Origin of the sequence: Butyrivibrio sp. MC2021, assembly GCF_000621605.1 — a bacterium.
Taxonomy (GTDB): domain Bacteria; phylum Bacillota; class Clostridia; order Lachnospirales; family Lachnospiraceae; genus Butyrivibrio.
The window spans coordinates 462323-488963 of the sequence record NZ_JHXX01000001.1 but is presented as its reverse complement, the minus strand read 5'-3'; the positions used below and the strand labels follow the sequence as shown (position 1 = coordinate 488963).

Here is a 26641-nt window from a genome sequence, read left to right as displayed (position 1 = left end):
GGAGAAGAAGCATGCTGCGAAGTTTGAGAAAATTGAATAAAATAGCAGCGTTTCTTTGCTTTGCACTGATCATTTTTATTCTGTGGGGAGAGTCTGCCCTGGCGGGAGAACAGAAGGGCGGTGGTATAGCCTCAAAGATGTCCGTGGACAGTATCAATGCGGTGTCTGCCGGTGGCGGTTATGCGGCTACCGGACAGTCGGGATCCATGGGATATACTTCAATCCTGTACGATGAGAGCAATGGTCTTATTACCTCAGATGCCAACTATATTCTTTCGGATAAAAAGGGCTATATATGGGTTGGAAATTACAGTGGTGTATTCAGATATGACGGAACTGTTTTTGACAAAATTGATTATTCGGAGGGCCTCACCAATGCCAGGGGCCTCTTTGAGGACAACAAAGGCAGAATCTGGGTTGGCACCAATGACAACGGAGTCGTGGTAATAGAAGGAGAAAAGGCAACCTGGCTGACCTACAAGGAGGGCCTTCTGACTTCTTCCATACGTGTATTTGCCGAGGATCACGACGGTAATGTATTTATAGGTACAACGGAAGGATTATGCTATGCAGATCCGGAGTTGAAGATTCAAAACGTTGATGATGAAAGACTTAACGGAGAAAGGATACTTAGGCTGATCCGCAGCAGAGACGGCACAATTTACGGATCAACCAAGGAAGGAAAGGTCTTTTCCATAAAGAACAGAAAGATCCATCAGTTTTTTGATAGCAGTGACCTGGGAATTGGTAAGATCACAACTATTTTTCCGGATCCGGAAAACAGTAATTATGTCTATTTCGGAACTAATGACAATGTGCTTTATTACGGCAGATTCGGAAGCAGAACCAACGGAATGAAGCGAATACCTGTCAATCCTTTGCAGGATATTCACTGGATGACCTATGAGTGCGGCAGAATCTGGGTTGCTTCCACCAGCATGGTTGGATATCTGGATGGAAACAATAAATTCCATTTTCTCAATAACCTTGCCATGGATAGTGGCATTGAGATGATGACCTCTGATTATCAGGGGAATATCTGGTTTGCCTCATCTAACCAGGGTGTCATGAAGATAGTATCCACTAACTTTGTGGATTACGCAGCCAAGGTGGGAATCCCCAAGGAACTCACCAATTCTGTCTGCAAGGTCGGAAACATTTTATATGTTGGAACTGACAACGGTTTATACATAGTTGTTAATGAAAAACTGCTGGATAATGCCCTTACCAAGTATATAGCCAATGCCAGAGTCAGATGTCTTATGCAGGACAGAATGGGTAATCTGTGGATTTCAACCTTTACCCATGGACTGGGGGTCGTATGCTATGAAAGATCCGGAAAGATCACAAATTATACCATGTTTGAGGGACTTCCCAGCAATGAGGTGAGATGTACCCTTGAAACTATGGATGGCTCTATCTATGTGGGAACCAACCAGGGTCTTGCTGTGATCAAAGATGGAGTAGTAACAAGGATAGCTGAAGAAGGCAGTGAAATAAACAATGCGGTAATCCTTACCCTGGAAGAAAGCGCCAGCGGAGTAGTTCTGGCTGGCACTGACGGGGACGGACTATTTGTCATGGAAAAGGGGCAGATAAAACGGTTAGGAAGAAAGCATGGCCTTACCAGTGACGTTGTTACCAGGGTGAAAAATGACAACCAGGAGAACATCACCTGGATCATCACCTCCAATTCCATCGAATACCTGAGGAAGGGAGTTATTTCCCCTGTAAGCAGTTTCCCTTATAACAATAACTATGATCTTTGCTTTGACAATAATGATAATGTATGGGTGCTGTCCCCTTATGGCGTATGTATGGTCAACAGGGAACAGATGCTTAATAATGAAGTCAACGATTATAGACTCTTTTCCCTGGCCAACGGCGTTGTAAGTACACCAACATCTTATTCGTACAACGTTGTTGATGATAAAGGTATCCTATATATTTCAGGAAGGCATGGAGTAAGTAAGGTTGACCTTGACCACTTTTTTGAAGAAAAACTGGACATGAGGGCAACTCTTAAATCCGTTTACTTTGGTGATGAGAAGATAATTCCCGATGAACAGGGGCGCTATGTTCTTCCGCCTGAAGATGCCCGCGTAAGGATAAACACAGCGGTTCTTGACTATACTCTGGTGGCCCCTTATGTCCATGTCTTTATGGAAGGCAACGAGGACGATGCGGCACTGGTCACCAAGAGTAACCTGACAGCCATGGAATATACCGGCATGAAGCATGGTAATTACAACCTGCATATTCAGGTTCTTGCCGGTACCAATACACAGGCTATTGTTGATGAGACCTATGTGATAGTCAAGCAGCCCAAGATTTCAGAACTTATCTGGTTCAGGATCATGGGATTCGTGCTTATCGCTGCCATTACCGGACTTGGCGTATGGCTCGTGATGAAGAGCACTGTTATCAGAAAGCAGTATGATCAGATTAAACAGGCAAGAGACGACGCCGAGAGAGCCAACACCGCCAAGACAAGATTCCTTGCCAATATTTCTCATGAAATTAGGACTCCCATCAATACCATTCTGGGAATGGATGAGATGATCATGAGAGAGGACGCCACCAATGTGCCCAAGGGCTATTTCATGTCCATGATGAACTATGCCTTTGATATCAAGAATGCCGCAGAGTCCCTTCTGGGGCTTATCAATGACCTTCTTGATATTTCCAAGATCGAATCAGGAAAAATGCACCTGGTGGAGCAGGAATATGATGTGGCAGAGCTTCTTAGGTCCATCGTTTCCATGATCAGGGTAAAGAGTACTGAAAAAGAGCTTATTTTTGACGTGGTAGTTGATGAGATCATGCCTGTGAAGCTCTACGGCGATGCCGGAAAGATCAAGCAGGTAGTTCTTAATCTTTTGACCAATGCTGTTAAATATACAGAAAAGGGAGGCTTTGTATTAAGCGTTTCCCTGAATGAGAGAAATAATGACTTGGCGGGAATCAGTTTTTCCGTTAAGGACACCGGTATAGGCGTAAAGGCAGAGGATATGGATAAGCTCTTTACCGCCTACGAAAGACTTGATGAGCAGAAGAATAGCGCGATTCAGGGAACAGGACTGGGACTTGATATATCAAGAAGATTTGCTGAGCTTTTGGGCGGAAGCCTCACCTGCGAAAGTGTATACGGTGAAGGCTCTGAGTTTATTCTGGCAATTAAGCAGAAAATAGTGGATGAGACACCTATAGGTCTGTTTATGGAGCATGACGATTCCAATGCAAAGGGACCTTATGTGCCGCAGTTCATCGCACCGGATGCTGATGTTCTGGTGGTGGATGACAATCCTATGAATCTGAATGTTATCAAGGGACTTCTGAAGGCCACCAGGATATTTGTCACAACAGCCGGAAGCGGTGAGGAATGTCTTGAGAAGATGAAGACCACCAGGTTTAACGTGGTGCTGCTGGATCACATGATGCCCGGCATGGACGGCGTTGAGACTGTGGCGAAGATCCGTGAGACTGATACAGAGATACCGGTTTATGCCCTGACAGCCAACACCTCCGTAGGAGAGGATTTCTATTTATCCAAGGGATTTACCGGTTATCTTACCAAGCCCATCGACTCCGAGTCTCTGGAAAAGGCTATTTTGAAGCATCTTCCTGAGGAGATAGTATTTAAGCCTGAGAAGGAGGATTCAGTTCCTGAGCTTGAGACTATGCCGAAGGATCTTGACTGGATAAATGAGACCCAGGGAATATCAGTGGAAGAGGGAATAAAGAATTCAGGAGGTATTTCATCCTTTATTTTCTCCCTCAAGCTGTTCCTTGATACCATTGACGGCAATTCCAAGGTAATCAGTGATGCCTATGAGGCAGATGATATAAGGCTTTATACCATTAAGGTCCATGCCCTGAAGAGCTCTGCCAGGATAATCGGAGCCCAGGAGCTCTCGAAACTGGCAGCCAGTCTAGAGGATGCGGGTAATAAACATGATAAAGAGTTTATTGATCTGCATACAGATGAACTTTTATCGATATATAATAGTTATAAGGAGAAACTTGCTCCACTTGGTGAAGAGGAGCAGGCGCCTCAGGAGAATAAAAAGGAAATATCCGCAGATGAGCTTAAGGATGCCTATGGGGCTCTTAAGGATGTGATCCCTCAGATGGATTATGATGCTGTCGACCTTATCCTTAATGAGATCAAGGGATATTCGCTTCCAAAGGAGGACGCGGAAGTTTTTGCGGAGCTTGGAAGATTACTTAAGACCTTTGACTGGGAATCAATGGAGACATTGATCAAGGAGAAATGAGATGTCAGATAACCGAATGATTGTTATTGGAGAAAAAGAATCATTTATTGTCCGGGTTCTTATCGGAAAGGCTCAGGATGCAGGTATAAACTGTGAGTATGTGCCTTTTAAGGTTAATGAGATCGATAAGAAGCTGGAGGGTACTTCCCTTATCACCCTCTATATGGAAGATGATTCCCTGCCTCCGGAGGATGTGATCCATTTCCTTACGGACAAAATGGACGAAAAGGGTATGGAAATGATTGTCATTGGCGAACAGCGAGACCTTCAGAGAATTGGAAATCATATTCCGGAAGAGTTGATATACGCAGTCTTTTCCCGCCCGGTAGACAATGCCAACTATATCTCCACAATTAGTGAATATATCAAAAAGCTTAATCTGGGCGAATTTAAGAAAAGCATACTGGTGGTGGATGACGATCCCAACTATCTGGGACTTGTAAGGGAGTGGCTCAAGGATGAGTACAAGGTATTCATGGTGAGCTCCGGACTTCAGGCTATTAAATGGCTCGGAAAGAATTCCGTGGATCTTATTCTTCTTGATCATGAGATGCCTGTCACCAGTGGCCCCCAGGTTCTTGAAATGCTGAGAAGCGACGATGAAACCAGAACTATACCGGTTATGTTCCTTACGGGAAAAAGTGATAAAGAGAGCGTTATGGCGGTGGTATCCCTTAAACCTGAAGGGTATTTCCTTAAGACCATACAGAAGGAGGAGCTCCTTAAACAGCTGAAGGAATTCTTTATTCTGCACAAGTAACAGTAACCACGGAAAGGCTATTATGTATGACTGGATCCGAGATAACCAACTGAATATAATGCTTCTTTTGTGCGGCGCCTGCGCAATACTGACTTTTCTTCTGTGTATCACCAGGTTCCTGTCCAAGAGCAGAAAGTATGCCCTGATCCTTATGGAAATAGTGGCATTCTTCTTGTTGTGGTTTGACAGGACAGCATACCTTTACGCCGGTAATACCGGAAGAACCGCTTTTTTCATGGTGAGGATCAGTAATTTTCTTGTGTTCTTCCTTACCTCTGCGGTTGTGCTGTGTTTCAATGTGTATCTTTCGGATTATCTAACCCATGAAGGACATCTGCCCGAGGTGCCCATAAGGCTTAAGGCTGTGGGCATCATTTCCCTGATGGGAATGTTCCTTGCTATCGTGTCTGCCTTTACGGGACTTTACTACTATTTTGATGACAACAATGTTTATCACAGAGGAAATGGATTTCTAATTGCCTATATCATTCCTGTTATATGCCCTATAGTTCAGTACACTGCCATGAGGAAGTACAGAAAGCTCATTTCAAGGCTTATTTATATTTCCCTGGTTTTGTATATCTATGTGCCTATTATATGCGGAGTAATTCAGATATTTGCCTATGGAATCTCTATTGTGAACATGGCAATGGTGGCGGTTTCAATCAGTCTTTATGTTTTTAACTATTTGGATATCAATATCACAGTGGAGCATGCCCACGAGATAGAGATACAGAATATGCAGGGCGAGCAGAGGCGTATGAAGAGGATCTTTGACCAGACTGCCAAGGCCTTTGTTTCCGCTGTTGAAAAAAAGGATGTCTTTTCCGAGGACAAATCAGTTAAGGTTGCGGAATATGCCAGAAAGCTGGCAAGACTTGCAGGAAAAGATGAGAGCTTCTGCGACAATATCTATTACACAGCCCTCCTTCATGATATAGGACTTATCGGTGTCCCCGATTCCGTCATCCAAAACAATGCCAACCCCAGCCAGCAGGATTATGAGCTTATGAGGCAAAAGCCTCTTATCGGTAAGGAAATTCTGTCTAATATCACGGAATATCCATTTCTTAGTATCGGAGCGGAGTACAGCCACGAAAGATACAACGGAACCGGTTATCCTGAAGGTCTTAAAGGCGAAGAGATCCCGGAGATTGCCAGGATCGTTGCCGTGGCAGATGCCTATGTAACCATGACCATGCCTAAGAGATACAGGGAGGCCAAGCCTGATTTCGTTGCCCGTGAAGCCCTTGTAAAGGGCGGCGGGGCGGAATTTGATCCCCGGTATGCGGACCTGATGGTTAGGATCATCGATGAGGAGAGCAGAGAGAGGATCCGTGATGATCTGTCCCTTGTTGAAAAGGATATTACCTGTGGCAAATACAGAGAAAATGTATCCCTTGGTATTCCTGTAAATGAAAAGATAACGAAGATCACCTTTAAATGCGAAGAAGGAGAGCTTCTTGAGGGTGAGTACAGTGCCCCTTCAATCGTTTTATTTGATTCCTTTGACAGACGTGTTCATGACGACCGGAAGGCCATTGATGCATATCATTATCTTGAGTATGGCGAGGTCTGGTTCGATAACCATAGTATCACCACTGCAGCCAGAAAAATTGTGGAAACCATCATGGCCAGAGAGGAAGGCGCTTCCGAAGAAAAAGTATATGAGATAAGCGCCGCCAAATATGACGACCATCTGAAACTTATAATGACAAGTCCGGAAAATACCAAAGAGGTCATTGTGGCTCTGTCAGACGGTTCTACTGCAGTTTATATCGGAATCACCGGCGAACACTGCGTGATCACTGAGATAGCTGCAGAACAGACCGATCAGGTGGTGGATGCCTCATATATTCCAAGAATATCTGAAGAGATCAGCTATATTGATCACTTTGAATCCGATATACCAAATATTCAGATTAACCAGACCTGCTCTGTTTTTACAGAGGGAATTGAAATAGACGGTAAACTGGAGCTTAGCTTCCATGCTGCCAGTCTTCCCGTGGCACATTTTGTCTGGCATTGCCCTTATGCTGTGATATTCAGCTCCGATAACGGAAGGGTTCTTGGCAGAAATTATAAAGGCTATGCACTGATCAAGTTAAACGGAGAGTTGGAAAACAAGTATGATCATGCAGACAATAACTTCTACATGAAGAGAAAGGACATCTTCCCCGGATGGGAAGTATGGAAGGAGAAGAATAAAGCGGGAATTGACTGCGAGATGACCTTTGAAAGAAAAGGCGGCCGCGTCATAACTACAACGGAGAACCTTGGAATTGTCATTGAAAACATTACCACCATGAAAGAAATTCCGGATAAGGTTTACGTGGCGCTGACCGGGGACAGATGCGCCCTTACGGATATCAGGATCCTCTGATGAAAAAAGTATATAAGCTGATCCGAATACACAAACTTTATTTGCTCTGAATTGATTATGAGATAGAGGATGATGATTTCCTTATTCCTCCCCTTACCATTCAGCCTATGGTGGAAAATGCCATAAAGAGCTTCAGAGGGGAGTACATGAGCTCTTATTCCTGGGCCAGTGCCACTGAAGGTTATCTTACGCAAAGAGAATAATTTATTATAATATTACAAAATAGCGCACAATTCTGTGCTATAATAAAGTACAATACTTTATTTATTTGTTGTTTCGCATTTTATGAGGAGGATCAACATGAACATTACAAAAAAACTTGAAGGTGAGCAGCTTTGTATCGCTTTGGAAGGCAGACTGGATACTTTATCTGCTCCGGAGCTTGAAAAAGAGATCAAGGATGGGGGACTTGACGGTGTCAAGGTGCTTATTTTTGATATGGCAGGCCTTGAATATATTTCATCAGCAGGACTTCGTACCCTTCTTGTGGCTAAGAGAGAGCTCCATAATAAGGGAACAGTCAAGGTAATAAATGCCAATTCTATTGTTAAGGAAGTATTTGATGTTACAGGTTTCGTAGACCTTTTGGATGTTGAGTGATTAATAGAAAGGGGTGCCTTAGATGAAATCTGATGTTGTTATCATTGATAATAAAGGTAAGGGATTTAATGATGCAGTAGAGGCAACCAAAGCTATTGCGCAGTTCAAAGGACTGAACGAAAAGGATTCATTACATCTGCAGTTATGCACTGAAGAGCTTCTTAGTATGGCACGCAGTATCACAGGCGAAGTGGATGCTTCTTACTGGGTTGAGTGTGAAGATGATACTTTTTGTCTCAATATGTCTACACAAACCGTAATGGACAAGGAGAAAAGAAATCTTCTTCTTGGAGCAGCCAGCTCAAGAAAGAATGAAGCAGCCAAGACTTTCCTGGGAATGCTCAGAGATGCTTTTGAGGAGGCAATGCTGGCAGAAGCAGATACAAGTAATTATAGCGTGGATTTAGACAGCGCTGATTTTGTCGGAAAATATGTAGAGGATAATGAGTGGGATCGCTATGAACAGTCCATTCTCCGCAAACTGGCTGATGATATCAAGATTTCAATCAAGGGCGGCCAGGTAAATATTTCGGTCATCAAGCAATTTTAATATTTGATCCTTTGGCGGGGCAGCATGACAGCTGTCCCGTTTTTTATGCAACATCTGCCAAAATGATACCGTATCAAACTTTACAACATCCAAATATTTATTTTGTAATGCTATGCTAAAGCAGTAGTGATAAATACTTTATTGCAGGGGTGAACAGTATGAAGAATGACTGGATCGATGACGGCTTTTTCAGAGCAAAGGTAACTGATAAATACTATGAGGAAGCCTTTTTGACTGAGATAAAAAATCTCCTTTTTCTTGACGCTGACAGGCTTCTTGCGGGATTTCGCGAGACTGCCGGAAGAATTGCGAAAATGGATGAAGATGAGATCTCTCTTTTTATGAAGAAAAAGGAACGCTACGGAGGTATGTGGGAGGATGGCCTTATAGGAGGTCATACCATGGGCCACTATATCACGGCTCTTTCCCAGGGCTTTGCCTATCCCGGGATTCCCAAGGAGCTTAAGGATAAGGTTGGGGAAAGACTTGATTATATTATCGATTCTCTGTATGAGTGTCAGGAAAAGATAGAAGGGACAGGAGAAGAGGGCTTTATCTTTGCTGCCACACTGCCAACGGAGGACTTCAGGAAGAATCCTACCCTCCAGTTTGATAATGTGGAAAAGGGACTTGGGGAGATTTTTACCCAGGCCTGGGTTCCGTGGTATACCATGCACAAGATAGTGAGCGGATTGAACAGCGCCTACAGGTTTGCTGGAAATGAGAAGGCTCTTAAGGTGGACAATATGCTGGGGCTTTGGATCGCCAAAAGATGTGAGAGCTGGAATGAAGAGGTCAGAAAAACTGTACTTGGAATCGAATATGGCGGCATGAATGACTGCCTCTATGAGCTTTATGTAATAAACAAAGAGTTGTCCCAAAAGGGCAGTCCTCTTGCTCTGGAATATCCCGAAAGGATACTGGCTGCCGCCCACAGCTTTGATGAAGAGCCTTTATTTGAAAAGGTGCTTCAGGGGGGCGATAACTTATTTGACAATGTTCACGCCAATACCACAATACCTAAGTTTCTCGGAGCTCTTGCCGGGTATGAAGCCGACAGATCCCGTGACAGATATCTTGAATATGCCAAGGCGTTTTTTGATAACGTGGTTCAAAGGCACACCTATATTACCGGCGGCAACAGTGAAGATGAACATTTCGGCCCTGACAATATCCTTGATAAGGAAAGGACCAACGTCAACAACGAGACCTGTAATACCTACAATATGCTGAAGCTGGCCAGAAGACTTTTTGCCGTAACAGGGGAAAAGAGATACCTGGATTATGCTGCCAATACCTTTATAAATGCGATTGTTGCTTCCTTTAATCATGACACGGGATTTACCACATATTTCCAGCCCATGGCCACCGGCTATCAGAAGGTTTTCAATACCCTGGAAGGAAACTTCTGGTGCTGCACAGGAACAGGCTATGAGAATTTCACCAAACTTCAGAGGGGGATATATTTTAAGTCCGGGAAAACGCTTCTTATAGGTTTGTACCTTGCATCGGAATATTGTTCTGATGAATATAGGATATCTATGGCCTGCGATTTTGCTGTATCTGATAAGGTGAAGCTGGTAATTACACCTTTTGAGGGGAAAAAGGTTTCTGACGATCTGTATCTTAGAAAGCCTCAGTGGTTGAAGGGAAAACCACAGATTTGTTTAAATGGCTTTGAAACTGAAGTTAAGGATGTGGAAGGCTTTTTTGTGATTTCCTCCGAAACTATAGAGAATGGAGCGGAGATCCTTTTGACGCTGCCCATGGGAATCACAGCTCATAATCTTCAGGATGGAGAGAATACCTACGGGTTCTGCTATGGCCCCTTTGTACTTTCGGCAAGGCTGGGGAACACCAAAATAAAAGAGACATCCCATGGAGTTGCTGTGTCTGTTGCTGCAGTTAAGTCCGTGGAATCAGATGTTCTGAAGGTGTTAAACGAAAAGTCGGTGAGAGACTATATAGAAAAAATAGATCAGTATCTTGTAAAAAGAGATGATGCCATGGAGTTTCACATGAGCGGTGTATCCATGCCCCTTACATTTACTACCCACTATAATCAGTATAAAGAAAGCTATGGCATCTATTGGAAGTTCACAGTGGACTAATGCACGCAAAAACGTCAAAATGGTGCTATAATATAGTTGGAGCATTATATACTGACTGTTTTTAGGTGGCGAATATGAGACTGGTATCTGTAGATAAGTTAGAGCCGGGGATGGTGGCCTCGGAAAATATTTATACTATTGATGACAGACTTGTTCTGCCTAAGGGAACTGTCCTTGATGATAAGGATATATCAAGGATAAAGGCCTATTCTCTTTATAACATCTTTGTGGAGGATCAGAAGAAGGAAGCACCCGAGAAACCAAAGAGTGCTTCCGGAGCTACTCCATCCTATGCCGAGAGAGTTAAAAGCTCTGAGGAATTCATCAGATTCAAAGAAAACCTTGAAGAATACGCGGATAAACTTGAAGAATCCTTCAAGATGATCGTCAACGACACCTCAGTTCTTGATGTGGATAAGCTTACAGAGCCTGTCTATCATCTTTTCGTTGAGGCTGGCGGAACTGCGGGCATTTTTGACATGCTCCACAATCTGAGGGACAACAGTGACGCAGTTTATGTTCATTCCCTTAATGTGGCGCTTATAAGCAATACCCTTGCGACCTGGATGAGGCTTCCCGAGGATAAGATCCAGGTGGCCACTGCAGCGGGACTTCTTCATGATATAGGAAAGATGTATGTGCCGGAAGAAATCCTGAATAAAAGGAAGGAGCTTACAGAGTATGAGCAGCGGGCCATGAGAGAGCACGTGACCAAGGGATATCAGCTGGTCAAAAATCTGGAAATTGACGATCATATAAAAAAGACTATTCTGATGCACCATGAGCTCAGGGATGGATCAGGATATCCTTTACATCTTAAAAATAAGCAGATAGATGAAATATCATCCATCGTAACGGTGGCAAATATCTATGACGACATGACTTCCAAGAGAAATTACAGAGAGGGCATGTGTCCTTTTGATGTCATAGCGCAGTTTGAGGAAGAAGGTCTGTATAAATTCGAACCCAATGCGATCATGACATTTCTTACTAATATCGTAAATACTTTCATAGCTAACAGAGTCCTTTTAAGCAACGGCAAGACGGGAGATATTGTCTTTATTAATCCCGAGCATCTTTCAAGGCCTATGGTCAAATGCGGAGATAAGTTCGTGGATCTTGCCGCTGAAAAGAAGCTGTCTATAGTTGCAATCGTCTGAAAAGCCCATAAAAAGTAAAAATGCACAAATTGAGGAAACGAAAATTGTAAAAAGCGTTTCTTGTTTTTTCGTGCATTCTAATATATTATGAGAGCGTGGAAACTTGAAAAAATAAAGTGAGTTTCCAAGCGCTATTTTATTTATTGTAAATGTTTGGATTCGGCGTTTTGCCGGCAGATAAGGATGGGGAAATGACAGAGAGGGCAAAAGTGATTTTTGGAAATATAGTTAAGGACAAGGATTACAAGGCTGCTATTAAATCCAAGAAGAGTTATATAAAAAAGTTTGGGGATGATTCTGGTGCAGATTACAAGATAAATGTTACTGATAATGATGTTATCGGTCCGATTATGGGTGTTAAGAATGTTCATGTGTCTACGAAATCTTCTGAGGGAGAGATGGACAGAGATAAGGGCATTATCGTTGGTAATATTCGCATGGGCTTTGGCCATTACCGCATATCCATGGCAATTGCTTCCTATGCACATCATCTTGGATATACTCCTTACTGGATGGATCTTAATTCCTATCCGGAGACAACCTGTACCAAGGTTATAGGACATCAGAATGATCTTTATTCTTTAGGTTCAAGGCTCTCAAAGAATCCGATTTTTAACAAATTGGTATGGGAGCCCACGAATTATGAGGGCTTCAGGGCTCTTTCATATAATGCCAAAGATCAGAAGAACGCTGAGCTTATGGCACCGGTTTACAAGAATGTTCCCAAGGATATTCCTGTGGTTGCAACCCACGTATGGCCTGCCCAGGCAGCTATTCATGCCGGCATGAAGTACGTTATAAATGCAATCCCGGATAACTGGCCAATGGCGCTTCACCTCTCCGAAGGATCACTTCATACCATCCAGTGCAGAAATGCATATATGGGATATCGTATCCTCAACGGAATGGACAAGAAGAATGTGTGCAAGCCTATGCCTCAGGATGATCTTGTTTATACCGGCCATTACATCGACTACGAACTGGTCAGCAACATTGAGAAGGACTGCGAGGCAAGACTTAACCGCAAGAAGAACGGTAAGCCCATGAGATTCCTTCTTACCATCGGAGGAGCCGGTGCTCAGAAGGAGATCTTTGCTGAGATCATCAGACACCTTATTCCTTTTATCAAGGATAAGAAGGCAGCTCTCTATGTCAATGTAGGAGACTACAGAAACGTATGGGATGAGCTTATTAAGGAAATTCCTGAAATGGCATCACTTAAAACAGAGCATATGGACAACTGGGATGATACACTTAAGTTTGCAAAAAACGCTCTTTTGGAGGATACTGAAGTTACAGGAATTCATGGCTTCTATCATAAGAACATCTTTGAGGCTGTATATGCCACCAACCTTCTTATGAGAAGTGCCGATGTTCTGGTGACCAAGCCCAGCGAATTGGCATTTTACCCTGTTCCCAAGCTCTTTATCAAGAGAGTAGGAAAGCATGAAATGTGGGGAGCTATCCACTCTGCAGAGATTGGCGACGGAACCCTGGAGTGCAGGGATATTCCACATACTGTTCAGATGCTTGATCAGTTCCTTGAGACAAGACTTTTGGACGAGATGTGTGAAGCAATTGTAGAGAACAAGAAATCAGGTATTTATGACGGGGCGAAAAAAGTAATCGAGCTTGCGATGAAGCTCAAGGAGGAAAAGAACTAATGAAGCAGCTTAAACCTATTACTAACAAATTACTGTGGATCTTTGCTTTGGGACAGTTTGGATGGAGCCTTCTTTCAGGTATCGTATCCAACTGGATGGTTTACTATTACACAGGAGCTCCCAGTGAGCTTAATCCCAATACCGGTATTTTTGCAAACGGTATTACTCAGCATCCTATTGTATTTAAACTGACACTTTTTGGACTTGTTCTTGCATGCGGTCGTATCTTTGATGCAATCACAGATCCTCTTATCGCAGGCTGGTCTGACAGAGCGAACTATAAGGGCGGCAGAAGAATTCCTTTCATGCGTGTTATGGCTATTCCTTTTGCTCTTTGCACAATAGCTCTTTTCACAGTGCCTCAGACCATGAACATCATGCTTAACGATACACTTTTATTCATCCTTCTGATGGTATTTTATCTGTTCATGACCATGTTCTGCACGCCTTATAACGCACTTATCGCAGAGCTTGGTGATACACAGCAGCACAGGATCAATGTATCAACATTTATTTCCTTTACATTCATCGTTGGTCAGAGTATTTCATTCCTTCTTCCCAACGTTGCAGGTGCTCTTGAAGGAAGCTTCGGACAGGCCGGCGGAATCAGAATGGCTGTAGCTATTATGGCCGGTATCGCATGCCTTGCTATGCTTTTCCCTGCTTTCTATATCAATGAGCGCGATTATATTGACAGTAAGCCCAGCCAGACACAGCCTTTCAAGTCACTTATCAGCACCTTCTCCAACGGACAGTTCAGACGCTTTGTATACAGTGACGTTATTTACTTCTTTGCGCTTACTCTTTTCCAGACAGGTCTTGCATTCTACGAGACACAGCTTATGGAGATTGAGGATTCATGGACCTTTGTACTTACAGCTACAATGACATTTGTCAGCGTTTGTCTCTATCCTTTTGTTAATGTATTTGCCAAGAGACTTGGCAAGAAGCCTCTTATTATCATCGGTTTCTTTGGATACTGCGTTGTATTCCTTATCACAGCTATCTGCGGAAAGGGGCTTTACTGGGGCTTTATCGTAGCTGTTGTAGCAGCTGTTCCTATGGCTATCCTTGGTATCCTTCCTCAGGCCTGCGTTGCTGACGTGGCTGAGTGCACAAGACTTGAGACCGGAGAGGACAGATCCGGAATGTTCTTTGCAGCTCGTACCTTTGCTTTCAAGATGGGACAGGCTATTGCCATGGTTGTATTCACATCCATCACAGTATCTCAGACCAAGGCAAGCTACAGAACAACTGCTGTTGTTGCTCTTATCACCTGCTTCATCGGTGCTGTTTTATTCTTTGCTTATAACGAGAAGAAGCTCCTTGGCAGAATCAAAGAGCTCAAGGGCAGCGAAGAGATCTGATTATTATGATCCTTTTAAGGCGTTCCTTTACGGAGCGCCTTTTTGTTTGGTAAAGTATTAATTATAGAGAAAAAAGTAAATGAAGAGGTTTGATATGCAAATCTATGGTTTACAGAAAATGACACTCCTTGATTATCCGGAACATGTGGCGGCCACAGTATTTTTAAATGGCTGTGATTTTAAGTGCCCCTATTGCCATAATTTTGAGCTGGTGGATGGCACAGCCCGGCCTTTGATGGAAGAGGAGGAGTTCTTTTCATTTTTGGGAAAAAGAAAGGGCATCCTGGACGGCATTGCCATAAGCGGCGGAGAACCCTGCCTTCATAGGGAACTGCCTGATTTTATCAGAAGGATCAGAGCCATGGGATTTCTTGTAAAGCTGGATACCAACGGCTATCATCCCGAGATGCTGTTAAGCCTCATAGAAGAGCACCTGGTGGACTACGTGGCCATGGACATCAAGAACTCTTTTACAAAATACGGAATCACTGTGGGAGTTCCAAAACTTGATACAGAGCCTGTCAGAAGAAGTATCGATATCCTCATGAACAGCGACAGGGACTACGAGTTCAGGACCACAGTCGTAAAAGAGTTTCATGATGAAAAAGATTTTGAAGAAATAGGCGAGATGATCCGGGGAGCAAAAAAATATTTCCTCCAACAGTACACTTGTCGTGATACCGTGCCCGACCAAACGCTAAATCCGCCATCTAAAGAGGAGCTGAAACAATATCTTGTGGTTCTTTCCAAAAATGTGCCAAATGCCCGACTCAGGGGCGTTTGAGACATCATTATCTGTTAATTAAGCGGCTTTATGGGCCGCTTTTTTAATGCTAAAACACAATATATAGTATTTTGTATTTATTTATTTACTATATATTGACGATTCGCCGTATTAATGTTACCCTATTTGTAACAAAATAATTGAGAAAGAAATGTGTTGTTTTTTCTAAATAAGGGGGTTCATATGTATCAGGTTGTAAAACGTGATGGCAAGGTCGCTGACTTTGACATCAGCAAGATTTCTGCGGCTATAACCAAGGCTTTCGTTGCTTTGGATAAAGACTATCATTCAAGCGTTATAGATCTTGTTGCTCTCCGTGTTGCATCAGATTTCGAGAGCAAAATCTCTAATGGAAAAATCACAGTTGAACAGATACAGGACAGCGTGGAGAAGGTTCTCTCCGAGTCCGGCTATGCTGACGTTGCCAAGGCCTATATTCTCTATCGTAAGCAGAGAGAGAAGGTTCGTAACGTTAACTCTGCCCTTCTTAATTACAAGGATCTTGTGGACGACTATCTCAAGATCAATGACTGGAGAGTTAAGGAGAACTCCACAGTTACATACTCTGTAGGCGGACTTATTCTGTCTAATTCAGGAGCTATCACAGCTAATTACTGGCTTTCAGAAGTATATGATGAGGAGATAGCAGCTGCCCACAGAAGCGCAGCTATCCACATCCATGATCTTTCAATGCTCACAGGCTACTGCGCAGGCTGGAGTCTTAAGCAGCTTATTCAGGAAGGACTGGGCGGAATCCCCGGCAAGATCACATCATCCCCGGCATGCCATCTTTCAACCCTTTGCAACCAGATGGTTAACTTCCTGGGAATCATGCAGAATGAGTGGGCAGGAGCACAGGCTTTTTCATCCTTCGACACTTATCTTGCGCCTTTTGTTAAGATTGACAATCTGGATCAGCACGAGGTTAAGCAGTGCATCCAGTCCTTTGTATATGGCGTTAATACCCCCAGCCGCTGGGGCACACAGGCACCTTTCTCCAACATAACCCTTGACTGGACAGTGCCTAATGACCTTAAGAACCTCAATGCCATCGTAGGTGGCAAGGAAGTAGACTTCACCTACGGCGACTGCCAGAAGGAAATGGATATGGTCAACAAGGCCTTCATCGAGATCATGATCGAGGGCGATGCCAACGGAAGAGGCTTCCAGTATCCTATTCCCACATACTCCATTACCAGTGATTTTGACTGGAGTGAGACAGAGAACAACAAGCTTTTGTTCGAAATGACAGCTAAGTACGGCACACCGTATTTTTCAAACTATATCAATTCAGACATGGAGCCCTCAGACGTTCGTTCCATGTGCTGCAGACTTCGTCTCGACCTTAGAGAGCTCCGCAAGAAATCCGGCGGCTTCTTCGGCTCCGGAGAGTCCACAGGATCTATCGGTGTTGTTACCATAAACATGCCAAGGATTGCTTATCAGGCAGAAGATGAGAAGGACTTCTATGCAAGACTTGACCATCTTATGGACATCGCTGCACGAAGCCTTCACACCAAGAGACAGGTTATCACCAAGCTCCTGGATCAGGGACTTTACCCTTACACCAAGAGATACCTGGGAACCTTCGCCAACCATTTTTCAACCATCGGCCTTATCGGTATGAACGAGGTTGGACTTAATGCCAAGTGGATCGGCGCAGACATGACCGATATAAGAACCCAGCAGTTTACCAAGGATGTGCTGAATCATATGAGAGAGCGCCTCTCCGATTATCAGGAGAAGTACGGCGACCTCTACAACCTGGAGGCAACCCCTGCTGAGTCCACCACCTACAGATTTGCCAAACATGACAAGGAGGAGTTCCCTGAGATCATCACAGCCAACATGAACGGAACACCTTACTATACAAATTCATCACACCTTCCTGTTGGCTACACTGAGGATATTTTCTCAGCCCTTGATATTCAGGATGAGCTCCAGACTCTTTATACTTCAGGAACTGTATTCCATGCGTTCCTGGGAGAGAAGCTTCCGGATTGGAAGGCTGCTGCAAGCCTTGTAAAGAAGATAGCTGAGAATTACAAGCTCCCTTACTACACCATGTCACCTACGTATTCCGTATGTAAGGAACACGGTTATCTTAATGGTGAGCAGGCAGTATGTCCTCACTGCGGACAGAAGACTGAGGTTTACAGCCGAATCACAGGTTATTACAGACCGGTTGCCAACTGGAATGACGGCAAGGCTCAGGAATATAAGGACAGAAAGGTTTACAATATCGGCAAGTCACAGCTTACCCATCAGGGCCCCAAGACAGAGAGCTTTGTAGAGGCTGCTGTTAAGAAGTCCAACAAGGAAGCCGGTGAGAGTCTTGACAATCTTACAGCTGACACTGTAATGCTCTTTAAGACCCAGACCTGTCCTAACTGTGTTATAGCAGGAACAATGCTTGATAAGGCAGGTGTTATCTACAAGGCCCTGGATGCCAATGAGAATCCGGATCTTGTGGAGAAGTTTGGAATCATGCAGGCGCCTACCCTTGTAATCGCTAGCGGTGATGGCTTTAAGAAGCTTCACGGCGTATCTGACATCAAGGCCTGGATCAAGGACAGCTTCGCTTCATAAATCAAGTAAATATGGGCTGTAACAGGAGGTTTGATACTGCTTCAACCTCCTGTTTTTCATTGTAAATGTACACTTTTTGTAGTATTCTATATGTTGTAGAAATAGATACTTTAATTACTTTTTAATACACAATATATTGGGATTTCCTATATGAATTGTAAAGATGCTGAAAAGATGATATCGCCGTTTCTGGAGGATGATCTGGATAACAGAGATCTTGCGGAGTTTCTTAAGCATATGGACAGATGTCCGGAGTGCAAAGAGGAGCTGACCATCCAGTTTCTTGTACTGGTTGGTATGAAGAGACTTGAGGACGGCAATACTTTCAATCTGAAAGAAGAACTGGATAATATGCTAAGGGATGCCAGGAAAAAGCTCAAAGTCAGAAAATATCTGGTGGCGGTGAGCCTTCTTTTGGAACTTTTGGTGGCAGCAATGACAGTGGCTACTGTTATTCTGACAGTGGCACTATATTAAAAACTACTTGATGATCGAGGAATTATGGCAGAAAGAAAACTTGTAACAGACGGAACCAAACTTATAAGAGATGCTTATTACGCGCTGCCTGTGTTTTGTGACAGCGAAGGCAATGCAATTAACGGGCTTTACGGTGCTTTGTTTAAACTATCGGGAATGATAGGCTCCGGAGAGTACGATACCGTATATATCAGCTTTTGTGAAAATGAAAAAGAAGAGGTCACAGATATCAAGCGCCAGGCTGAAGGACTATTGGCCGCTTTAAAGAAAGTTGATGAGAGCCTTGCAGGAACCGATGCTGAGGCAGAGGGTGCGCCTGTTTCCGATGAACTTAAAGAGAGACTTACAGCAGTGCTTTCTGATATCTCACCTATGGGGAATGTTAAGAGCGGCATTTCTTTTAATCTTAAGATTGAAATCACCTCAGATCTTAATGAGGTTGAAAAGATATTCTCTAAGGCATTGGAATACGGCCGTGGAGGATCTGAGAATTTTACAGGTTATTTTCCCATTACAGAATACAAACAAACCGGTTCCAAGGATAAGGAACTTCTTGGCCTTGCCCTTTGTTTTGACAAGGAAAGCGCGTATTTTATTCCGGTTCAGGGATTTATCACTGAGAACTACCTTGGCACAAAACTTGCAGAATTAAGTAAAGAGGCGCCCCTGGCAACCTTTGATATCAAGGAGAGTTACAGATTTTTCGAGCCCTGTGAGATCAGTTCCAGAACCGCTGGATACACTTCTGACGAGAGTATTACTGACGGAGCAAGATGCTTTGATACTTTGATCGGTGCCTATGTAAACAATCCCATTAAGAATGACTACAGAATAGAGGATATTTCCGCAGAATATCTCAAGCTCACCCTTAAGAAAAAAGAGGACTATTTTGGCAAGGAACCCTTGAGAGATGCGGATGAAAAGGCTCTTTCCGAATATGCCTGCAAGGCGGCCTACACCTGCTTTTTGGCAGCGCCCCTTATCAGGAAGAAGCTGGTTAAGACAGGCATGGACAGACTTTTCTATGAGATAGAGATGCCCCTTTCATACATCCTTTTTGCCATGGAGAAAGAGGGAATCATTGCAAGAAGAGATGAGCTTAAGGCCTACGGTGACAAGCTCCAGGTGAGAATTACCGAGCTTGAAAAGAAGATTTATGAATCAGCAGGCTGTGAGTTCAACATCAATTCACCCAAGCAGCTGGGAGAGATACTTTTTGAGAGACTGGGACTTCCTGCCGAGAAGAAGACCAAGTCCGGATATTCTACAGCGGCGGATGTTCTTGATAAGCTGGCTCCGGATTATCCCATTGTGGCAGATGTGCTGGAATACCGAGGGCTTGCCAAGCTTAAATCCACCTATGCCGATGGACTGGCAGCCTTCATTGAAGAAGACGGAAGGATACACACCAGCTTTAATCAGACAATTACCGCTACCGGAAGAATCAGCTCCACTGAGCCCAATCTCCAGAACATACCCATGAGAACAGAGCTTGGAAGACTTATCCGCAAGGTCTTTGTTCCGAAGGATGGATATGTATTTGCAGATGCTGACTATTCACAGATCGAGCTTCGTATTCTTGCTCATATGTCTGAGGATCATGGACTTATCAGCGCATACCATGAAGGTGAGGATATCCACAGCATTACTGCTTCCAAGGTGTTCCATGTGCCCCTTAATGAGGTTACACCTCTTCAGAGGAGAAACGCCAAGGCAGTTAACTTCGGTATTGTATACGGAATCAGTTCCTTCGGCCTTTCCCAGGATCTTTCCATTTCAAGGTCTGAAGCCAAGGAATATATGGATAAGTATTTTGAGACCTATCCGGGAGTTAAGGCATATCAGGAGAAGGTCATCCAGGATGCCAAGAACACCGGCTACAGCATCACTTTATATGGCAGGAGAAGACCTATCCCTGAGCTTAAGATGAGCAATTTCAATATGAGACAGTTTGGAGAGCGAGTTGCCATGAATGCGCCTATTCAGGGTACCGCTGCAGACATCATGAAGATTGCCATGATCAATGTCTTTTTCAGACTCAGGAAGGAACAGCTTAAATCAAGGCTTATTCTGCAGATTCATGATGAACTTGTTATAGAGACATCTCCTGATGAGAAGGATGTGGTTACAGCTCTTTTGCAGCAGGAGATGGAGAACGCAGCAAGGCTGTCAGTGCCCCTTGAGGTTGAATGCCATACAGGCACCGACTGGTATGAAGCTAAATAATAGGGGATGAAAAAGTGCTGACTAAGGGAAAAACAAACATTATAGGTATTACAGGAGGAATCGGTGCGGGGAAGAGCACGGTTCTTGACTATATCAGCAGGAATTACAACTGTGTCGTGATATTTTCGGATGATGTTGCCAATGATATCAAGAAAAAGGGATATCCCGCCTATGACGAGCTGGTGGCTTTCCTGGGAGAAGGAATTCTGGGGGATGACGGCGAGATCGATAAGGCAAAAATGGCATCTGCTATTTTTAATGATGAAAATAAACTAAAAACAGTAAATAATATTTTGCATCCTGCAGTAAATACCTTTATTATTAATATTATAGAGAGTGAAAAAGAAAAGCAGGAGCACGATTTTGTTTTTGTAGAAGCGGCGCTCCTTATAGAGAACGGATATGACCGGATAGCCGATGAGCTCTGGTATGTATATGCATCTGAGGATGCAAGGAGGCAGAGACTTAAAGATTCCAGAGGCTATTCGGACGAGAAGATTACTGACATCTTTGGAAAACAGCTTGATGATGAAACTTTCAGGAAACACTGCGAATTCGTAATTGACAACAGCGGCGATCTCTCTTTAGCCGCAGGGCAGATAGACAAAAAAATTGGGGATTGGAGAGTGTGATGGCTAGTTTGGAACAGGCAGATCAGAAAATAGTATTCGGACTGGATATCGGAACAAGAAGTGTTGTTGGTACTGTGGGTTATATGAACGACAATAAGTTCAATGTAATCGCGCAGGCTGTTGAGACGCATCAGACCAGAGCCATGCTTGACGGACAGATTCATGACATCGGAAAAGTCGGTGCCACTGTCAGAGTGGTCAAGGAAAAGCTTGAGCAGATGACAGACATTCATCTGACTGATGTATGTATAGCAGCAGCGGGCCGTGTGCTTCGCACTGTCAGGATCAGCTATGACTATGAATATCCTGAGGGACATACCATAACTGATGAGGATATCTACAATCTTGATTCTTCTGCCGTGGAAAAAGCCTACGCTGAATTCCTTGAAAAAAACACCTCCAACCTTAAGTTTTATCTGGTTGGATATTCTGTAATGCACTATTACCTGGATGGCTATCAGATAGCCAATCTTGAGGGACATAAAGCCGGTCAGGTTAGCGTTGAGCTTATTGCAACCTTCCTTCCTGACGACTGTGTTGACGGTCTTTACAAGGCCTGCGAGAGAGCTGATCTTAATGTTGCGAACTTAACTCTCGAGCCTATTGCCGCAATGATGGTTGCTATTCCCGACAGATTCAGGATGCTGAATCTTGCTCTGGTTGACGTGGGCGCCGGAACATCTGATATCTGTGTTACAGATAACGGTTCCATCACAGCCTACGGAATGCTTCCCATAGCCGGAGACGATATAACAGAGATCATTGCCCAGCACTGTCTGGTGGATTTTAACTCCGCTGATGAGATCAAGATAAAAGCCAGCCACAGTGATCAGGTTGAATATACCGATATCATGGGACTTCAGAAGATTATCACAGCTGAAGAGATTTCCAGGATAATAAAGCCCAAGGTGGATGAGATGGCTCAGAGAGCCACTGATGAAATCATGAAGCTCAACGGCGATAAGGCGGTCAGCGCTGTATTCGTAGTTGGCGGTGGCGGATGTGTTCCGGGTTATACCCAGGCTATTGCCAAGGATATGAACATTCCTGAAGAGCGTGTAGCCTTGAGAGGCGAAGAGGTTATGAAGAATATAACCTTCCTTAATAACGACGGAATAGAGAGGGATTCCCTTCTTGTTACACCTCTTGGTATCTGTATAAGTTATTACGAAGAGGCCAACAACTTTATCTTCGTATCCTTTAACGGAACCCAGACCAAGCTCTACGACAACGGCAAGCTGCAGATCGTGGATGCTGCCATGCAGATGGCATTCCCAAATGAAGATCTTTTCCCTAAGAGAGGCGAGGAGCTGAAGTTCACCGTCAACGGAAAAGAGAGAACCTCCAGAGGAGAGCCGGGAGAAGCCGCTGTTATCAAGCTTAACGGAAAGCCTGCGGATATTCATTCCAAAATCCATGCCAACGATATCATTAACGTGACTCCTTCTACAGCGGGAGCACCGGGCAAGGCTACTATAGAGAGTATTCCGGAGTTTAAGACCAAGTTTAACGTCAATGTTAACGGCAAAAATGTGGAAGCTTCCAGATATGCCACGGTTAACGGCGAGGCTCAGACCGGATTTTACAATATCAAACCCGGTGATGAGGTCAAGGTCCTTGATTACAATACCGCAGCCCAGATAGCTGAGCTTATGGATATTGAGCTGACTGAGGACACCGTGATCATAGTAAACAATGAGCGTGGAGATGCCGGAACTCCTGTATATGAGAACTTCAAGGTTGAGTTCAAGGATCCTGAAGAGGCCATTATGGACTACTATAAGGATTTCCAGACCGCCGATGAAGTTGCCATCAGCCAGGAAAACGAGGAATCCTATGAGGATCTTGATGAGAGCCTCAAGATCAAGACAAATGAAGCAGGTCAGGTTACCTTTGATGAGCTTCCCGATGAAGATAATGTTTATGAGAAGGAAGAACAGGAGCCGGTAAAGAATATTTTGGCCCATGATCTTCACCTGATAGTCAATAATGATGCGGTAACCCTTCATGGCAAGGCCAATTATGTATTTGTGGATATATTTGATGCCATCGATTTTGACCTGTCCAAGCCGGAAGGAAGAAGCATAGTGACCATATTAAATGGTGCTACACCGGACTACATGGAGCCGATCCATGAGGGAGATAAGATAGAAGTATACTGGAAGTAAGATGATTTAACCAATAGGGCGGTCTGTGGTTAATATTTTAAACCACAGACCGATTCTTTATGTTATTATGAATTGAGTTTTGTTTTAAGGGAGTTATTTTTTTATGCGTTTTACAAGTATTGCCAGCGGTAGCAGTGGTAACTGCACCTACGTGGGTTCCGATAACACCCACATTTTAGTTGATGCGGGAGTCAGCAAAAAGAGAATTGAAGAAGGACTTAAGGGCCTTGATCTGGGCCTTTCAGATATCAGCGCTATCTTTGTGACCCACGAGCATGTGGACCACATTTCTGCGCTTCATACCATTTTGAAAAAATATGATATTCCGATCTATGCCACAGCAGGAACCATTGAGGGTATTCGCTGCAGCGATAAGAAAAATGAGATGACAGAATCTCGTTTTATTCCTGTTATCGCAGACAAACAGGTAAGTGTGGGAGATATGATCATCAATCCTATGAAGATATCTCATGATGCTCTGGACCCCTGCGGATACAGGATTTATTGCGGAGACAAAAAGGTGGGCGTGGCCACAGACCTTGGGTGCTATACCGAGTATACTGTGGACTGTCTGAAGGATTGCGACGCCCTTTTGCTGGAGGCAAACCATGATGTGAGAATGCTCCAGACAGGCCCCTATCCATATCAGCTTAAGAGACGTATTTTGGGTGACAAGGGCCATCTTTCCAATGATAAGAGCGGAGAGCTTCTTTGCAGACTCCTTAACGATAAGATGCAGGGTATATTTCTGGGACATTTATCCAAAGAAAATAATCTTCCTGAGCTTGCATATGAAACTGTTCGTGTGGAAATTGAAATGGGAGACAATCCCTACAGAGGAAATGATTTCCCTCTCATAGTTGCAAACAGATCTGAATTATCTCCTGTTTTGGAGTTCTGATTCACGCTTTTTTGCTACTAAACATGTCATTCGTCCGATTTCAAGTGCATTTCGTCAGAAAATCAGCATTTTTATCAGAAAATATGCTAAAAATATTAGTAAGTAAAAAACTAGTATTGGATGGGAGAGTGCATATGTTTTCGATTGAACCGACTAAATGTAAGAGCAATGCAATGATATTTGACAATGCTCAAAACGAACTTAGAAATTACAGTGCTGAGATTGAAAGCCTCAGGGGACAGATTGCCACCGGCATTTTGACAAGTGCAGCTATTGATGTGGCTCTCAAGGCCTGTGCGGATCTGACACTGAAAAGAGCTGTTGAAACTCAGAATCTTGGCAATCAGCTTGTAATTATCTGTAACACCTATTCCAAAGCCGAGCAGAATATTATGGGGAATATTAGTAAGGCTGACGGAAAAGGTTATACAACCGGTAACGGAAACGGCAACGGAACCGGCGCAGGCGGTGCATGTTCACCAAATCCCGGCCCCTTTGACGTTGAGACCGGCGAGCAGTATGGCGGCAAACAGCATGGTCCCATGAATGCTACCGGAGATGAGAAGGATGATCTTTATGATCTTGTCAGAAAATATCATCCTGAACTGACCACAGATCAGCAGGTGGCTGACTATCTTACCAAGCTTAACAGTGAGGGCTGTGGCTACGTTGCCATTGCCAATACTATTTTTGAGGAGTTCAAGGGAAAAGAGGATCTTTTCAAACAGAAATTCGGTTTTGATATGTATAAACCTGACGGAACTCTGAATTACAACATGCTTATCACTGATATTTACGCTTCCACAGATAACCACAATGCGAGCTGGTTCTTCGGAATCGATACTTATAAACCCGGTGAGGACTCATCGGCTACTCAGGGCTGGGGAACCACTGAGGCTATGAGAAAGTACAGAACAGAGCTGTACCTCAGGGATAAGGGTGTAAGTGTCAAGGTTGATAATTCTGTACAGATCACTCCTGAGAACTTCCATAATTATGATGATGGACATATTATTTTGCAGACCGGTAACTTCCATCTTATTGACCCTGCAACAGGCAATCCTCTTAAGGATCCCACAGGCGAACATGCTATGACTGTTACAGGATTTACGGATGATGGACTTATCATCGTTTCATCATGGGGAAAGAAGTATTATATCGATCCCAATGAATCAGGATGCAAGTTTGACTACGCATACTTTAAGTATGATATAAAGGATTCCAAATAAATGAAAAAGTTTTTAGTTATTCTTTCTATTGGTGTATTGATGGCATTTATGATTTCATGTGGTGTTAAGAATAAGGGTGTAATGATTGACAGAGGGAAAATAGATAGCGTATGTCTTGAGGACTGTGTTTCCGGGATGTATGCGGATGAACTTAATGAAATGCTCAGTATTAATGAGGTCAGCTCGCTTATGGGAATACTTCCAGAGCTTAAGCAGAAGCCGGGAAATACAGGAATGCACTGCAATTACAAGCTGGTTTGCTATGATGCTGACGGCAATGCTGCATACGAGTTTTTGGTTGATTCATCCTACAACCTCAACATTAAGGATGAGGTTTATTTAGAGTGTACTGAAGGTCTTAAGAGCTTTTGCAAAAAGCTGGAACAGGACCACGGATATGTGTCAGGATATCACAGAACTCCGGGGGCCCAATATCTTTCAATGGCTTCAGAGACAGCCAAAGCTGATTTCAGAGAGGCTACCGAGAATAATTTTGTACAGGGTGTTTCATATGATTTTAAGGGAAGTGACCTGGATGTTATCAAAAAGGGTATTTCCTCAGTAAAATTCTTGGATAATTCCGAACAAACCGGAGAACTCTGGTACAGGATTTCTTTATATGACAAGAACGGCGCCGGACTCTATACTATTGACCTTACCCACGATAACACAGTCTATATTGACAATCATCTTGTAGACTATGCTTCAATCGCTGATTTACTGCAGGAACTGGAAAAAATAAGCGGATTTAACAGGGAATAAA

The 26641-nt window shown here is 43.7% G+C and carries 18 protein-coding genes; all 18 read left to right on the top strand.

The genetic code is table 11. The features are described from left to right. Positions 1 to 11: 11 nt before the first annotated feature. The 18 genes from T359_RS0101965 (at position 12) to T359_RS0101880 (ending at position 26640) form a co-directional block, all read left to right on the top strand. Positions 12 to 4277, top strand: coding sequence for a hybrid sensor histidine kinase/response regulator (locus T359_RS0101965; protein ID WP_026516021.1), 4266 nt, complete (start codon positions 12 to 14; stop codon positions 4275 to 4277). A gap of 1 nt (position 4278) precedes the next feature. Beyond that, a complete protein-coding gene (locus T359_RS0101960; RefSeq protein ID WP_026516020.1) occupies positions 4279 to 5037 on the top strand; it encodes a response regulator in 759 nt (252 codons plus the stop codon). A 22-nt stretch (positions 5038 to 5059) separates the two neighbouring features. After that, positions 5060 to 7420 carry an HD-GYP domain-containing protein gene (locus T359_RS0101955; protein ID WP_026516019.1) on the top strand — a complete coding sequence of 787 codons (2361 nt, stop codon included), beginning with the start codon at positions 5060 to 5062 and terminating at the stop codon, positions 7418 to 7420. 300 nt (positions 7421 to 7720) lie between these two features. Then, positions 7721 to 8020, top strand: coding sequence for an STAS domain-containing protein (locus tag T359_RS0101950; RefSeq protein WP_026516018.1), 300 nt, complete (start codon positions 7721 to 7723; stop codon positions 8018 to 8020). A 22-nt stretch (positions 8021 to 8042) separates the two neighbouring features. Beyond that, positions 8043 to 8570, top strand: coding sequence for a hypothetical protein (locus tag T359_RS0101945; RefSeq protein WP_026516017.1), 528 nt, complete (start codon positions 8043 to 8045; stop codon positions 8568 to 8570). A gap of 158 nt (positions 8571 to 8728) precedes the next feature. Further along, entirely contained in the window at positions 8729 to 10681 is a 1953-nt protein-coding gene (locus T359_RS18985) for a beta-L-arabinofuranosidase domain-containing protein (RefSeq protein WP_051544861.1), read from the top strand. Between the two features lie 74 nt (positions 10682 to 10755). Further along, the gene (locus T359_RS0101935) at positions 10756 to 11841 is read left to right on the top strand and encodes an HD-GYP domain-containing protein (RefSeq protein ID WP_026516016.1); all 1086 of its coding nucleotides are present in this window, start codon (positions 10756 to 10758) and stop codon (positions 11839 to 11841) included. Between the two features lie 191 nt (positions 11842 to 12032). Beyond that, on the top strand, positions 12033 to 13505 hold the full coding sequence (locus tag T359_RS0101930) for a DUF6937 domain-containing protein (RefSeq protein WP_026516015.1): 1473 nt from the start codon (positions 12033 to 12035) through the stop codon (positions 13503 to 13505). After that, positions 13505 to 14872, top strand: a complete 1368-nt coding sequence (locus T359_RS0101925) for an MFS transporter (RefSeq protein WP_026516014.1) — start codon at positions 13505 to 13507, stop codon at positions 14870 to 14872. Before T359_RS0101930 ends, T359_RS0101925 begins: the two co-directional genes overlap by 1 nt. Before the next feature lie 94 nt (positions 14873 to 14966). Beyond that, positions 14967 to 15656 (top strand): anaerobic ribonucleoside-triphosphate reductase activating protein, encoded by a 690-nt coding sequence (locus T359_RS0101920; protein ID WP_026516013.1) that lies wholly within the window; start codon positions 14967 to 14969, stop codon positions 15654 to 15656. Between the two features lie 183 nt (positions 15657 to 15839). Continuing rightward, positions 15840 to 18245, top strand: a complete 2406-nt coding sequence (locus T359_RS0101915; RefSeq protein WP_026516012.1) for a ribonucleoside triphosphate reductase — start codon at positions 15840 to 15842, stop codon at positions 18243 to 18245. Positions 18246 to 18395: 150 nt separating this feature from the next. After that, positions 18396 to 18722, top strand: coding sequence for an anti-sigma factor family protein (locus T359_RS18980; RefSeq protein WP_051544860.1), 327 nt, complete (start codon positions 18396 to 18398; stop codon positions 18720 to 18722). Between the two features lie 24 nt (positions 18723 to 18746). Beyond that, a complete protein-coding gene (polA, locus tag T359_RS18975) occupies positions 18747 to 20948 on the top strand; it encodes a DNA polymerase I (RefSeq protein WP_026516011.1) in 2202 nt (733 codons plus the stop codon). Between the two features lie 14 nt (positions 20949 to 20962). Beyond that, entirely contained in the window at positions 20963 to 21580 is a 618-nt protein-coding gene (gene coaE, locus T359_RS0101900; RefSeq protein ID WP_242839023.1) for a dephospho-CoA kinase, read from the top strand. Beyond that, positions 21580 to 23748 (top strand): cell division protein FtsA, encoded by a 2169-nt coding sequence (locus T359_RS0101895; protein ID WP_026516009.1) that lies wholly within the window; start codon positions 21580 to 21582, stop codon positions 23746 to 23748. Before coaE ends, T359_RS0101895 begins: the two co-directional genes overlap by 1 nt. A gap of 103 nt (positions 23749 to 23851) precedes the next feature. After that, positions 23852 to 24649 carry an MBL fold metallo-hydrolase gene (locus T359_RS0101890; RefSeq protein WP_026516008.1) on the top strand — a complete coding sequence of 266 codons (798 nt, stop codon included), beginning with the start codon at positions 23852 to 23854 and terminating at the stop codon, positions 24647 to 24649. 134 nt (positions 24650 to 24783) lie between these two features. Further along, on the top strand, positions 24784 to 25878 hold the full coding sequence (locus T359_RS0101885) for a hypothetical protein (protein WP_155839950.1): 1095 nt from the start codon (positions 24784 to 24786) through the stop codon (positions 25876 to 25878). Next, complete coding sequence (locus T359_RS0101880; protein ID WP_026516006.1) at positions 25879 to 26640, top strand: hypothetical protein; 762 nt, start codon at positions 25879 to 25881, stop codon at positions 26638 to 26640. It abuts the gene before it with no gap. The last annotated feature ends 1 nt before the right edge of the window (position 26641 follow it).

Excerpts from the sequence above, each read along its gene's own strand:
- T359_RS0101965 (WP_026516021.1), top strand. The coding sequence starts at position 12 with ATGCTGCGAAGTTTGAGAAAATTGAATAAAATAGCAGCGTTTCTTTGC.
- T359_RS0101960 (WP_026516020.1), top strand. The coding sequence starts at position 4,279 with ATGTCAGATAACCGAATGATTGTTATTGGAGAAAAAGAATCATTTATT.
- T359_RS0101955 (WP_026516019.1), top strand. The coding sequence starts at position 5,060 with ATGTATGACTGGATCCGAGATAACCAACTGAATATAATGCTTCTTTTG.
- T359_RS0101950 (WP_026516018.1), top strand. The coding sequence starts at position 7,721 with ATGAACATTACAAAAAAACTTGAAGGTGAGCAGCTTTGTATCGCTTTG.
- T359_RS0101945 (WP_026516017.1), top strand. The coding sequence starts at position 8,043 with ATGAAATCTGATGTTGTTATCATTGATAATAAAGGTAAGGGATTTAAT.
- T359_RS18985 (WP_051544861.1), top strand. The coding sequence starts at position 8,729 with ATGAAGAATGACTGGATCGATGACGGCTTTTTCAGAGCAAAGGTAACT.
- T359_RS0101935 (WP_026516016.1), top strand. The coding sequence starts at position 10,756 with ATGAGACTGGTATCTGTAGATAAGTTAGAGCCGGGGATGGTGGCCTCG.
- T359_RS0101930 (WP_026516015.1), top strand. The coding sequence starts at position 12,033 with ATGACAGAGAGGGCAAAAGTGATTTTTGGAAATATAGTTAAGGACAAG.
- T359_RS0101925 (WP_026516014.1), top strand. The coding sequence starts at position 13,505 with ATGAAGCAGCTTAAACCTATTACTAACAAATTACTGTGGATCTTTGCT.
- T359_RS0101920 (WP_026516013.1), top strand. The coding sequence starts at position 14,967 with ATGCAAATCTATGGTTTACAGAAAATGACACTCCTTGATTATCCGGAA.
- T359_RS0101915 (WP_026516012.1), top strand. The coding sequence starts at position 15,840 with ATGTATCAGGTTGTAAAACGTGATGGCAAGGTCGCTGACTTTGACATC.
- T359_RS18980 (WP_051544860.1), top strand. The coding sequence starts at position 18,396 with ATGAATTGTAAAGATGCTGAAAAGATGATATCGCCGTTTCTGGAGGAT.
- polA (WP_026516011.1), top strand. The coding sequence starts at position 18,747 with ATGGCAGAAAGAAAACTTGTAACAGACGGAACCAAACTTATAAGAGAT.
- T359_RS0101895 (WP_026516009.1), top strand. The coding sequence starts at position 21,580 with ATGGCTAGTTTGGAACAGGCAGATCAGAAAATAGTATTCGGACTGGAT.
- T359_RS0101890 (WP_026516008.1), top strand. The coding sequence starts at position 23,852 with ATGCGTTTTACAAGTATTGCCAGCGGTAGCAGTGGTAACTGCACCTAC.
- T359_RS0101885 (WP_155839950.1), top strand. The coding sequence starts at position 24,784 with ATGTTTTCGATTGAACCGACTAAATGTAAGAGCAATGCAATGATATTT.
- T359_RS0101880 (WP_026516006.1), top strand. The coding sequence starts at position 25,879 with ATGAAAAAGTTTTTAGTTATTCTTTCTATTGGTGTATTGATGGCATTT.